Source organism: Enterobacter cloacae (assembly GCF_011078175.1).
In the GTDB taxonomy this organism is placed as follows: Bacteria; Pseudomonadota; Gammaproteobacteria; order Enterobacterales; family Enterobacteriaceae; genus Enterobacter; species Enterobacter cloacae_Q.
Map to the genome: position 1 here is coordinate 84,285 of NZ_JAALCJ010000006.1, position 11,699 is coordinate 95,983.

Sequence of the window (11,699 nt, forward strand, 5' to 3'; positions counted from 1 at the left end):
TCCCTTTCCCTGTGGTAGAGGGCCAGGGTGAGGGCATCAGACCGCACTACATCAACTATTTCAGCGGCGAGTTCTTACGCTCGATGCTGTAGCGCTCAAGCTCTTTGTACGGCACCACCTGGCTTTTCTTCTTGCGCACGTCCACGACGGTCATGCGGTCGGTGCAGGAGTAGCACGGGTCAAGGCTGCCGATGATCAGCGGCGCGTCAGAGACGGTGTTACCGCGCAGCATGTAGCGCAGGGTTGGCCAGTTGGCGTAGGTCGCCGCGCGGCAGCGCCAGCGGTAGAGCTTCTGGTTGTCGCCGGTCATGCTCCAGTGGATATCGTCCCCGCGCGGTGCTTCGGCAAAGCCGAGGGCAAAGCGGTTTGGAATGTAGGTAAAGCCTTCCACCATCAGCGGGCCGCCTGGCAGGTTGTCCAGACCGAAGTCGATCATGTTCAGCGCGGTGAACACCTCGTTGATGCGCACCTTCAGGCGCGAGATGACGTCGCAGCCCTGCTCGCTGTGCACGGTCATCGGCAGCAGGCCATAGCCGACGAACGGGTGATCGGCGCGGGTGTCGCGGGCGTGGCCGCTGGCGCGTACCATCGGGCCGACGTTGCTGAAGTCACGGGCAATTTCCGGGTCAAGACGGCCGATGCCGACGGTGCGCTGCTCAATGTTGGGCGTGCTGAGCAGCATGTCTACCAGCTCCTGCACGTCGCGGCGCATCTGCTGCGCCAGCTGGCGGGTCTGGATCATGTCGTCTTTCAGCAGGTCGCGGCGGATCCCGCCGATCAGGTTCAGCCCATAGGTTTTACGCGCCCCGGTGAGGATCTCCGCCATCTTCATTGATGCTTCGCGCACGCGGAAGAACTGCATAAACCCGGAGTCAAAGCCGACGAAGTGACAGGCCAGGCCGAGGTTCAGCAGGTGTGAGTGCAGACGCTCCACCTCCAGCAGAATGGCGCGGATCATCTGCGCGCGTTCCGGCACCACGATCCCCATGCCGTTCTCTACCGAGGTGGTGTAGGCGGTGCTGTGGGCGAAGCCGCAGATGCCGCACACGCGGTCAGAGAGGAACGTGACTTCGTTGTAGCCCATGCGGGTCTCCGCCAGCTTCTCCATGCCGCGGTGGACGTAGAACAGGCGGTAGTCGGCGTCGATGATGTTTTCACCGTCAACGAACAGGCGGAAGTGGCCCGGTTCGTCGGAGGTAACGTGCAGCGGGCCAATCGGCACCACGTTATTCTTTTTGCTGCCCAGCTCGTTGATGAACTCGTAGGTTTCGCTGTCGGTGGTCGGGGCCGGGCGCTGGCGGTAGTCCATGCTGTCCTTGCGCAGCGGGTAGAGTTCATCCGGCCAGTCGTCCGGCAGCACCAGACGACGCTCGTCCGGCAGGCCGACCGGCACCAGGCCGTACATGTCGCGCACCTCGCGCTCACCCCATACGGCGGCAGGAACGCGCGGCGTTACGGACGGGTATTCCGGCTTGTTCGGGTCGACCTCGACGCGCACGGTAAGCCAGCACTTCTCGCCCTGCTCCATCGACATCACGTAGTACACCGCATAATTGCCGCACAGCTGGCGCTCGTCGTTACCGAACAGCACCGACAGCCAGCCGCCCTGCTGGTAGTAGAGAAACTCCACCACTTCCGGCAGAGAGTTCACCTTAATGGTGACGGTGATCTGGTCTTTGGTTTGCCAGGACTCCTCCAGCACCACGCCCGGGAAAGCCTGATGCAACGCGGCGAGATACTGCTGACCTTTCTTTTCTTCAGACATAAACACTCTCTTTAATCACGCCACCAGCAAGGAGACGAACGCTAAAAATGCAAAACCAAAACCGGCCCAGGTAATGCGTGACGTTTCGACAAAACGCAGGCGCGCCATGCTGTTTTCAAACAGAGCAATCACCAGCACGCCGATAAGCAGCTTGAGCACAGCCACCACCACGGCCAGCAGCAGTCCGCCCGCAGAGAAGTGCGTCATCTGCCCCCACGGGAAGAAAACGCCGACGAACATCTGCAACACCACCAGCTGCTTGAGGCTGATGCCCCACTTCAGCACCGCAAAGCCGTAGCCGCTGTACTCGGTAAGTGGTCCCTCCTGTAATTCCTGCTCCGCTTCCGCGAGATCGAACGGCAGCTTGCCCATCTCGATAAACGTAGCGAACGCGCAGGCGCAGAGCGCCAGCACCAGCGGGAGCGAACGTGAAACCGGCCAGTGGTAAACGGTGTCGGTGATGAAACTGATGTGGGTCGAGCCTGCAACCTGCGCGGCCACCCACAGCCCCAGCAGCAGAATCGGCTCAACCAGCACGCCGAGCATCGCCTCGCGGCTGGCCCCAATGCCGGTAAACGGGCTGCCGGTGTCGAGACCCGCAATCGCAAAGAAGAAACGCGCGATGGCGAAGAGGTAGATCAACGTAATCAGATCGCCAAGCACGGGCAGGGGTGAGCCCACCGTGACGACGGGCAGCGCGGTGGCGATGGTCAGCATCACGCCGACCATCACGAACGGCGTCAGGCGGAACGCCCAGCCTGCGGCATCCGGCGCGACGCTCTGACGGGAGAGTAGCTTGAAGAGATCGCGGTACTCCTGGAGCACGCCAGGCCCGCGACGATTGTGCAGCCGGGCGCGCGCCACGCGCGTAATGCCCGACAGCAGCGGCGCGGCGGCGAACAACACCAGCGCCTGAAGAATTGCCAGTAACAGACTCATGTCAGGCTCCTCGTGAAATGACAATCACCACCAGCACCGCCAGCTCGATCAGCGCCAGACGGCGGAACAGCACGGGCACGGCGGCCCCCTGCCAGCCCGGCACCCAGCCCACCGGGTTCAGCCAGTGGCGCAGCTTCAGCACGGCGGCAAAGTTCTCCTTCACCGGCATGGCGAAACCGTGGGCGGTGATGACCATCGACTGCTCGTGTTCGTAGCCGCAGGCCCACGCCGCGCCGCGCGAGCGGGAGGCGAGACGGTCGCGTCTGAAGAACAGCATCAGTACGAACGGCAGGAGCGGCGCGGCAATCAGCAGCAGCGCCATCATCGGCTGGGAAACGACGGTATGCGCCGTAACCAGCGGCAGCGGAATGGCGTGGCCCAGCAGCGGCAGCAGCCACGGCGCGGCAACCCCGCCCGCGATACAGCACAGCGCCAGCGCGACCACGCTGGTGGCCATCAGTGCCGGGGCGCAGCAGGCGTTTTCCGCTTCGCGGGTGCGCGGCGCGCCCAGGAAGGTGACGCCGTAAACCTTCGCCATACACATCACCGCCAGTGCCCCGGTAATTGCCAGACCCACCGCCAGCAGCGGGCCGAGTAAACGCCCGATAAACGCCTCGCTCTGGCCGAGCGCGAAGAAGGACTGATAGATAACCCACTCCCCGGCAAAGCCGTTCAGCGGCGGCAGCGCGGCCATCGCCATCAGCCCGACCAGCATCGCCAGCGAAATGACGGGCATTTTTTTGCTAATCCCGCCGAGCTTTTCAATATCGCGGTGCCCGGTGCGGAACCAGACGCTGCCCGCGCCGAGGAACAGGGTGCTTTTAAACAGGCTGTGGTTGATAAGGTGATACAGGCCGCCAATAAACCCGGCGGCAATCAGCGTCGGCTGGCTGAGCGCCAGCCCGGTGACGCCCGCGCCGATGCCGAGCAAGATAATCCCGATGTTCTCCAGGGTGTGGTACGCCAGCAGACGCTGGATGTTGTGCTCCATCAGTGCGTACAGCCCGCCGACAAATGCGGTGATCATCCCCGCAATCAGCAGCGCTACGCCCCACCACAGCGGCGGCTGACCGCCCGTCAGGGTTATCGTCAGGATGCCGAACAGACCGACCTTCATCACCACGGTGGAGAACAGCGCAGCGGCCGGGGCTGAGGCATTGGCATGCGCCTGCGGCACCCAGCCGTGCAGTGGGATAATCCCGGACAGCAGGCCAAAACCGGCTACGCCCAACAGCCAGACGTCATTGCCCAGCATTTGTCCGTTAAGCGCGGCAAAATCAAGGGTGCCGAAACGCTGCCACACCAGCCAGCAGGCCAGCGCCAGCAGCAGCGTGCCGAGACGTCCGAGCGCAAACCACAGCTTGCCGGAGGCGCTGCATCCGGTCAGGAACATGCCGCACAGGGCCATGATTTCAGCCATCACCACCAGCGCGCCGAGGTTGCTGGCGACAACGGTACAGACCGCGGCGGCCATCAACAGGTTAACCAGCAGGCCGTTGGCTTTGGTGTGCTGATGGCGGTGCCAGTCGATATTAAACAGGCTGATAAACAGCCCGCACAGGCCAAAGGTTATCAGCCAGATGGCGTTCAGCGGCGTAAGCTCAACGGCGTGGTGTATTAGCGGGATAAGGGTGTCGACGGATTGGCCGTCGATCAGGACAACGCCGCCCGCCGCCAGCGTCATCAGGCTGCCGACCGCCCCGCCGATACCGGCGATCGCGCCGCTCAGCGTTTTATGGAAGGAGAGGAGCAGCGCAAGGACAGCGGCGGCGGCAAACCAGGCCACGCCGCTGGTCATCATCACTATCGCGTTCATTTCGCCCCCTCGTTAAGCGCCCGCAGTAGCGAAAGATCGCCGACGTCGGTATTGATGGTTAGCTCGCGCTTGCGTTTGCTGGTGCGAGCGATGTCGCGGATGTTGACCAGGACCAGCGCCCGGGTCGGGCAGGTCCGCACGCAGGCCGGACCCTGCTCATCGAAGCTGCACAGGTCGCACTTCACCGCAACGGCGCGAATGCCCGGCACCCAGTCCAGCAGCGTGCTCACGCGTGCCGGAGCCGGTGGCGCAGGCGGCGCTTTTGGGGTATTGGCATTCGCCGGAATATGCAGCGGACGGCTGCCGGAAAACTCAATGGCACCGAACGGACAGGCTATGCCGCACAGCTTGCAGCTCACGCACAGGCTTTCGTTCAGCTGTACCGCGCCGTCAACGCGCGTGATGGCATTGACAGGACAAACGCCCGCGCACGGGGCGTCTTCACAGTGGTGACAGAGCTGCGGAGCAGACTCTTTCTCATTACGCATGACGCGCAGACGCGGCATCGACTGTAGCCCGTGCAGGCGGTGCGTTTCCGAGCACGCCGCCTCACAGGTCCGACAGCCAATACAGACCGTCGAGTCAGCAATTACAAAACGGTTCACCGGGTCATCCTCTGGTGATGGTCATTTTTGACGAAAAAAACTGTCTTATCGACACTTCTCGACACTCGCTTTTCACGCTACGTTCGCGGAGGATTTTCCGTCGATCAGCTGTTTCAGGTTGATCGGCCGATCGTGCTCAACGGCGGCGTAGAGGCCGTTATAAACCGGCGCGATTTTCTCCAGATAGTGCTCCAGCACCTGCTGGCGATCGCGGTTGCTGACGTGACCGTCCACCATGCCGTCGGCCATCAGTTGAGCTTTCGCAATACGCTGTTTTTCACCTTCTTTTGTCTCAACGTAATACTCAATGGTGTGGCTGTTGAAGCTCTCCGCCAGGGTGACAAAAATCGTGAAGTGACCAAACAACACAAAGCGCATGTCCCCCTGCGCCGCGCAGCTCATGGCATGGTGCAGGCGGGCTTTTGACAGGGTGATCCCCTGAGTCAGAGTGTTGCAGTAAAGGTGCCACTGATCCTGAAGCTGCTGATGACGTTGCGCGATGTAATCCGCTTTTTCGCTAATTTCCCAAATAGTCATAAAAGGTATCCGGTTAATGGAGTTAGCGGCTGTTAAGCAGATTTCGTGCCAGTTTTTAATTCATTGATTTAGATGACTTTTAAAGAGATGTGTACTGTCACCGCCGCGGTGTCGACGTGTCATTTCGACAGCGTTGACATCGTCACGCCGTAACGCAAATCAAGCTGGCACTGTTATTGCATTGAAGGGGCAATTCATTAAGGAGGCGTCATGCACGAAATCACCCTCTGCCAGCGGGCACTGGAACTTATCGAACAGCAGGCAGTGCAAAACCACGCGAAACGCGTCACCGGCGTCTGGCTGAAGGTCGGAGCGTTTTCCTGCGTCGAGACCCGCGCCCTCACCTTCTGTTTTGAGCTGGTGTGCCGCGGCACGCTGGCGGAAGGCTGCGAGCTGCATATCGACGAGCAGCAGGCAGAGTGCTGGTGCGGGCAGTGTCAGGAGTACGTCACGCTGCTGTCATCGAAGGTGCAGCGCTGTCCGCAGTGCCAAAGCAGCGGGCTGCGCATCGTGGCGGATGACGGTATGCAGATCCAACGCCTCGAAATCGAGAAGGAGTAAAGTATGTGTAGTACCTGCGGTTGCGCTGAAGGCAACCTGTATATAGAAGGGGATGAACATCGTCCCCACTCCGCGTTTCGCTCCGCGCCCTTTTCCCCTGCCCCGCGTCCCGCGGCGGCACTGACCGGCATCACTTTTGCGCCGCAGCGTTCCGACGCGGGCGACCTGCATTACGGCCACGGCGAAGCGGGTACGCACGCGCCGGGCATCAGCCAGCGCCAGATGCTGGAGGTGGAGATCAACGTGCTGGACAAAAATAACCAGCTCGCCGCCCGCAATCGCGCCCGCTTTGCCGCGCGCGAACAGCTGGTGTTGAACCTGGTCTCCAGCCCCGGCTCCGGCAAAACCACGCTGCTAACCGAAACCCTTAAGCGTCTAAACGAACAGGTCTCCTGCGCCGTTATCGAAGGCGACCAGCAAACGGTAAACGACGCCGCGCGCATCCGCGAAACCGGTACGCCGGCCATTCAGGTCAACACCGGGAAAGGATGCCACCTGGACGCGCAGATGATTGCCGACGCCGTCCCGCGCCTGCCGCTGGCGAATAACGGCATCCTGTTTATTGAAAACGTCGGCAACCTGGTCTGCCCGGCAAGCTTCGACCTCGGCGAGCGGCATAAAGTGGCGGTGCTCTCCGTGACCGAAGGGGAAGACAAGCCGCTGAAATATCCGCATATGTTTGCCGCCGCCTCCCTCATGCTGCTGAACAAGGTCGACCTCCTGCCGTACCTGAATTTCGACGTGGATAAGTGCCTTGCATATGCCCGGGAAGTGAACCCGGACATTGGGATCCTGCTGATTTCCGCCACGCGCGGCGACGGGATGGACGCCTGGCTTAACTGGCTGGAGAACGAACGATGTGCATAGGCGTCCCCGGACAAATTCATTCCATCGACGGCAATCAGGCCAAAGTGGAGGTCTGCGGCATCCTGCGCGATGTCGATCTGACGCTGGTGGGCAGCCATGATAAGCGCGGCGCACCGCGTCTCGGCCAGTGGGTGCTGGTCCACGTGGGTTTTGCCATGAGCGTGATTAATGAGGAAGAGGCCCGCGACACGCTGGACGCGCTACAGAATATGTTCGACGTCGAGCCGGACGTGGGCGCCCTGCTGTATGGAGAGGAACGATAACACATGCGTTACGTTGATGAATATCGCGCGCCTGAGCAGGTGTTGCAGCTTATCGATCGCCTGAAAACCCGCGCGTCCCTGCTGGACTACACGAAAGAAAAACCGCTGCGGATCATGGAGGTGTGCGGCGGACACACCCACGCTATCTTTAAATTTGGCCTCGACCAGCTGCTGCCGGAGAACATTGAGTTTATCCACGGCCCCGGCTGCCCGGTGTGCGTGCTGCCGATGGGGCGCATCGACAGCTGTCTCGACATCGCCAGCCGCCCCGGTGTGATTTTTTGCACCTTTGGCGACGCCATGCGCGTGCCGGGAAAAAATGGCTCGCTGCTCCAGGCGAAGGCGCGCGGCGCGGACGTGCGGATCGTCTACTCACCGATGGATGCCCTGACGCTGGCGATAGCCAATCCTGAGCGTAAGGTCGTTTTTTTCGGGCTGGGTTTTGAAACCACCATGCCCGCCACCGCTATTACCCTCCAGCAGGCGAAAGCCCGCAACGTCACTAACTTTTACTTTTTCTGCCAGCACATCACGCTTATTCCCACGCTGCGCAGCCTGCTTGAAGCGCCGGATAACGGTATCGACGCGTTTCTGGCGCCGGGTCACGTCAGCATGGTGATCGGCACAGAAGCCTACGGTTTTATCGCTGAACAGTACAATCGTCCGTTAGTGGTGGCTGGTTTCGAGCCACTTGATCTACTGCAAGGCGTGGCCATGCTGGTTGAGCAGAAAATAGCGGCCCTGAGTGCGGTGGAAAATCAGTATCGCCGCGTGGTGCCCGACGCAGGTAACAGACGGGCGCAGCAGGCAATAGCCGACGTGTTTAGCGTCGAAGGCGACAGCGAGTGGCGCGGACTTGGGCTGATTGCCGAATCCGGCGTACACCTGACGCCCGCGTATCGCGCCTTCGACGCCGAAGCGCATTTCCGACCGCAGCCGCAGCAGGTGTGCGACGATCCCCGCGCCCGCTGTGGCGACGTACTCACCGGCAAGTGCAAACCTCATCACTGCCCGTTATTTGGCAACGCCTGTAACCCGCAAACCGCGTTTGGCGCGCTGATGGTCTCTTCCGAAGGGGCATGCGCCGCGTGGTATCACTATCGCAACCAGGAGTGTGAAGCATGAACACGGTGGAAATGGCGCACGGAAGCGGTGGACAGGCAATGCAGCAGCTGATTAACCAGCTGTTTATGGAAGCCTTTAACAACCCCTGGCTCGCCGAGCAGGAAGATCAGGCGCGCATCGCGCTCTCAACCCTCACCGCACACGGTGACAGGCTGGCGTTCTCCACCGACAGCTATGTGATTGACCCGCTGTTCTTCCCGGGCGGCGATATCGGCAAGCTCGCCGTCTGCGGCACGGCAAACGACGTGGCCGTCAGCGGCGCAATCCCCCGCTACCTCTCCTGCGGGTTTATCCTCGAAGAAGGGTTACCAATGGAAACGCTCACGGCGGTGGTCAACAGCATGGCGCACGCTGCCCGCGAGGCGGGGATCGCTATCGTCACCGGGGATACCAAGGTGGTGCAGCGCGGCGCGGCGGATAAGCTTTTCATTAACACCGCCGGAATGGGGGCGATACCTGCCGACATTCACTGGGGCGCACAGCAGCTTTGCGCAGGAGACGTGCTGATTGTCAGCGGCACGCTGGGCTGCCACGGGGCAACCATCCTGAACCTGCGTGAAGGCCTGGGGCTGGATGGCGAACTGCGCAGTGACTGCGCGGTACTCACGCCGCTGATCCAGACGCTGCGCGACATGCCGGGCGTAAAAGCCCTGCGCGACGCCACGCGAGGCGGCGTGAATGCCGTGGTACACGAATTTGCCGCAAGCAGCGGCTACGGGATTGAGCTGACCGAGCGCGGCCTGCCCGTTAAGCCCGCCGTACGCGGGCTGTGCGAGCTATTAGGGCTAGACCCGCTTAACTTTGCCAACGAAGGCAAGCTGGTGATCGGCGTGGAACGCGCGGCGGCGGAAGCCGTACTTGCTGAGCTGCGCGCGCATCCTCTAGGGGAAGACGCGGCCATCATCGGCGACGTGGTTGAGCGCAAAGGGGTGCGCCTGACCGGGCTTTACGGCGTGAAGCGCACGCTGGATCTGCCGCACGCTGAACCGTTACCCCGAATTTGCTAGACCGCGCCAAAAGCGGTCAGTGCTGAATGTCTCTTTTTGCCAGTTTCTATTGGAAAGCAACAATGCCGTATACACCGATGAGCGATCTTGGACAGCAGGGCCTGTTTGACATCACGCGCACACTTTTACAACAGCCCGATCTCGGCGCGCTGAGCGATGCTCTGACGCGGCTGGTCAGGCAATCAGCGCTGGCGGACAGCGCCGCCATTGTGCTCTGGCATAGCGCAACCCACCGCGCGAGCTATTTCTCAACGCGTGATAACGGCAAAATCGTCGAATATGAAGATGAAACGTTTCTGGCCCACGGTCCGGTGCGGCGTATTCTCTCCCGCCCGGAAGCGCTGCACTGCAATTTTGACCAGTTTCGTCAGGCCTGGCCGAAGCTGGCAGAATGCAACATTTACCACCCGTTCGGCCACTACAGCATGCTGCCGCTGGCGGTGGAAGGGCAAATTTTTGGCGGCTGCGAGTTTATCCGGGATACCGACCAGCCCTGGAGCGAGGCGGAGTACGAACGCCTGCACACCTTTACCCAGATTGTGGCCGTTGTCGCAGAGCAGATCCAAAGCCGCGTCACCAATAACGTGGATTACGACCTGCTGAGCCGCGAGCGCGATAACTTCCGCATTCTGGTTGCCATCACCAACGCCGTGCTCTCCCGCCTGGACATGGACGAGCTGGTCAGCGAAGTGTCAAAAGAGATCCACCACTATTTCAAAATCGATGCCATCAGCATTGCGCTACGCGGCAACCGGAAAGGCAAGCTGAACATCTACTCCACCCACTATCTTGATGAAGCTAACCCGGCCCACGAGCAGAGCGAAGTGGACGAAGCCGGAACGCTGTCCGAGCGGGTATTTAAAAGCAAAGAGATCCTGCTGCTCAATCTCAATGAACAGGATCCGGTAGCCCCCTACGAGCGGATGCTGTTCAACACCTGGGGCAATAAGATCCAGACCCTCTGCCTGCTGCCGCTGATGTCCGGCAACACCATGCTCGGCGTGCTCAAACTGGCGCAGTGCGATGAAGCCGTCTTTACCACCGCCAACCTGAAGCTGCTGCGCCAGATCGCCGAGCGTATCTCCATTGCGTTGGATAACGCCCTCGCCTATCAGGAGATACACCGCCTGAAAGAGCGGCTGGTGGACGAAAACCTGGCGCTGACCGAACAGCTCAACAACGTGGACAGCGAGTTTGGCGAAATCATCGGGCGCAGCGATGCCATGTACAGCGTTCTCAAGCAGGTGGAAATGGTGGCGCAGAGCGACAGCACGGTGCTGATCCTGGGTGAAACCGGTACAGGAAAGGAGCTCATTGCCCGGGCGATCCACAACCTGAGCAACCGCAACAGCCGGCGGATGGTGAAGATGAACTGCGCGGCGATGCCTGCGGGGTTACTGGAAAGCGACCTGTTCGGCCACGAGCGCGGCGCCTTTACCGGCGCCAGCAGCCAGCGTCTGGGCCGTTTTGAACTGGCGGATAAAAGCTCATTATTCCTCGACGAAGTGGGCGATATGCCGCTGGAGCTTCAGCCCAAGCTGCTGCGCGTTTTGCAGGAGCAGGAATTTGAGCGCCTCGGCAGCAACAAGCTGATCCAGACCGACGTGCGTCTGATTGCCGCCACCAACCGCGATCTGAAAAAAATGGTCGCCGACCGCGAGTTTCGCAGCGATCTTTACTATCGCCTGAACGTCTTCCCGATCTGCCTGCCGCCGCTGCGCGAGCGCCCGGAAGATATTCCGCTGCTGGTGAAAGCCTTTACCGCGAAAATTGCACGCCGGATGGGACGGAATATCGACAGTATTCCTGCCGACACGCTACGCATTCTCTCGGCGATGGAGTGGCCGGGGAACGTACGCGAGCTGGAAAACGTCATTGAGCGCGCGGTCCTGCTGACGCGCGGGAACGTGCTCCAGCTCTCCCTGCCAGAGGTTGCGCTCACTGAAACGACCGTGGCCGCAACCGAGCTTGCGAAAGAGGGAGAAGATGAATATCAGCTCATAATGCGAGTGCTGAAGGAGACCAACGGCGTGGTCGCCGGACCGAAAGGCGCAGCGCAACGCCTGGGGCTGAAGCGTACCACCCTGCTCTCGCGCATGAAGCGTCTGGGAATCGATAAAGAGAGCCTGCTTTAACCCATTCTTCCGGCGCCGTATAGGGCGCCGCCTTTCATCACGCTGGTTAATTGTCCCACGTTGACACAATATATTTTCC

11 protein-coding genes are annotated in these 11,699 nt (G+C 60.9%); 6 read left to right on the top strand and 5 right to left on the bottom strand.

Features of this window, described 5'->3' with window-relative positions; genetic code table 11:
- Positions 1 to 55: 55 nt before the first annotated feature.
- The 5 genes from hycE to hycA form a co-directional block, all read right to left on the bottom strand.
- The gene (hycE, locus tag G6Q29_RS14255) at positions 56 to 1,765 is read right to left on the bottom strand and encodes a formate hydrogenlyase subunit HycE (RefSeq protein WP_165466136.1); all 1,710 of its coding nucleotides are present in this window, start codon (positions 1,763 to 1,765) and stop codon (positions 56 to 58) included.
- A 15-nt stretch (positions 1,766 to 1,780) separates the two neighbouring features.
- Positions 1,781 to 2,704, bottom strand: coding sequence for a respiratory chain complex I subunit 1 family protein (locus G6Q29_RS14260; RefSeq protein ID WP_165466137.1), 924 nt, complete (start codon positions 2,702 to 2,704; stop codon positions 1,781 to 1,783).
- A gap of 1 nt (position 2,705) precedes the next feature.
- Positions 2,706 to 4,520 carry a formate hydrogenlyase subunit 3 gene (gene hycC / locus G6Q29_RS14265; protein WP_165466138.1) on the bottom strand — a complete coding sequence of 605 codons (1,815 nt, stop codon included), beginning with the start codon at positions 4,518 to 4,520 and terminating at the stop codon, positions 2,706 to 2,708.
- A complete protein-coding gene (locus G6Q29_RS14270; protein WP_017692772.1) occupies positions 4,517 to 5,125 on the bottom strand; it encodes a 4Fe-4S dicluster domain-containing protein in 609 nt (202 codons plus the stop codon). The genes hycC and G6Q29_RS14270 overlap by 4 nt, the downstream gene beginning before the upstream one ends.
- A gap of 72 nt (positions 5,126 to 5,197) precedes the next feature.
- Complete coding sequence (gene hycA, locus G6Q29_RS14275) at positions 5,198 to 5,662, bottom strand: formate hydrogenlyase regulator HycA (RefSeq protein ID WP_165466139.1); 465 nt, start codon at positions 5,660 to 5,662, stop codon at positions 5,198 to 5,200.
- A 210-nt stretch (positions 5,663 to 5,872) separates the two neighbouring features.
- On the opposite strand from hycA, the gene hypA reads away from it, so the two are divergent.
- The 6 genes from hypA (at position 5,873) to flhA (ending at position 11,620) form a co-directional block, all read left to right on the top strand.
- Positions 5,873 to 6,223, top strand: a complete 351-nt coding sequence (gene hypA, locus G6Q29_RS14280) for a hydrogenase maturation nickel metallochaperone HypA (protein WP_165466140.1) — start codon at positions 5,873 to 5,875, stop codon at positions 6,221 to 6,223.
- 3 nt (positions 6,224 to 6,226) lie between these two features.
- Complete coding sequence (gene hypB, locus G6Q29_RS14285; protein ID WP_165466141.1) at positions 6,227 to 7,090, top strand: hydrogenase nickel incorporation protein HypB; 864 nt, start codon at positions 6,227 to 6,229, stop codon at positions 7,088 to 7,090.
- Positions 7,081 to 7,353: a HypC/HybG/HupF family hydrogenase formation chaperone gene (locus tag G6Q29_RS14290; protein WP_165466142.1), complete on the top strand. Its 273-nt coding sequence runs from the start codon at positions 7,081 to 7,083 to the stop codon at positions 7,351 to 7,353. Before hypB ends, G6Q29_RS14290 begins: the two co-directional genes overlap by 10 nt.
- A gap of 3 nt (positions 7,354 to 7,356) precedes the next feature.
- The gene (gene hypD / locus G6Q29_RS14295) at positions 7,357 to 8,478 is read left to right on the top strand and encodes a hydrogenase formation protein HypD (RefSeq protein WP_165466143.1); all 1,122 of its coding nucleotides are present in this window, start codon (positions 7,357 to 7,359) and stop codon (positions 8,476 to 8,478) included.
- Positions 8,475 to 9,485, top strand: a complete 1,011-nt coding sequence (gene hypE / locus G6Q29_RS14300) for a hydrogenase expression/formation protein HypE (RefSeq protein ID WP_165466144.1) — start codon at positions 8,475 to 8,477, stop codon at positions 9,483 to 9,485. Before hypD ends, hypE begins: the two co-directional genes overlap by 4 nt.
- Before the next feature lie 62 nt (positions 9,486 to 9,547).
- Positions 9,548 to 11,620 carry a formate hydrogenlyase transcriptional activator FlhA gene (gene flhA, locus G6Q29_RS14305; RefSeq protein ID WP_165466145.1) on the top strand — a complete coding sequence of 691 codons (2,073 nt, stop codon included), beginning with the start codon at positions 9,548 to 9,550 and terminating at the stop codon, positions 11,618 to 11,620.
- Positions 11,621 to 11,699: the final 79 nt, after the last annotated feature.

Coding starts and splice junctions, on each gene's coding strand:
- hycE (WP_165466136.1), bottom strand. CDS start 1,765: ATGTCTGAAGAAAAGAAAGGTCAGCAGTATCTCGCCGCGTTGCATCAG.
- G6Q29_RS14260 (WP_165466137.1), bottom strand. CDS start 2,704: ATGAGTCTGTTACTGGCAATTCTTCAGGCGCTGGTGTTGTTCGCCGCC.
- hycC (WP_165466138.1), bottom strand. CDS start 4,520: ATGAACGCGATAGTGATGATGACCAGCGGCGTGGCCTGGTTTGCCGCC.
- hycA (WP_165466139.1), bottom strand. CDS start 5,662: ATGACTATTTGGGAAATTAGCGAAAAAGCGGATTACATCGCGCAACGT.
- hypA (WP_165466140.1), top strand. CDS start 5,873: ATGCACGAAATCACCCTCTGCCAGCGGGCACTGGAACTTATCGAACAG.
- hypB (WP_165466141.1), top strand. CDS start 6,227: ATGTGTAGTACCTGCGGTTGCGCTGAAGGCAACCTGTATATAGAAGGG.
- G6Q29_RS14290 (WP_165466142.1), top strand. CDS start 7,081: ATGTGCATAGGCGTCCCCGGACAAATTCATTCCATCGACGGCAATCAG.
- hypD (WP_165466143.1), top strand. CDS start 7,357: ATGCGTTACGTTGATGAATATCGCGCGCCTGAGCAGGTGTTGCAGCTT.
- hypE (WP_165466144.1), top strand. CDS start 8,475: ATGAACACGGTGGAAATGGCGCACGGAAGCGGTGGACAGGCAATGCAG.
- flhA (WP_165466145.1), top strand. CDS start 9,548: ATGCCGTATACACCGATGAGCGATCTTGGACAGCAGGGCCTGTTTGAC.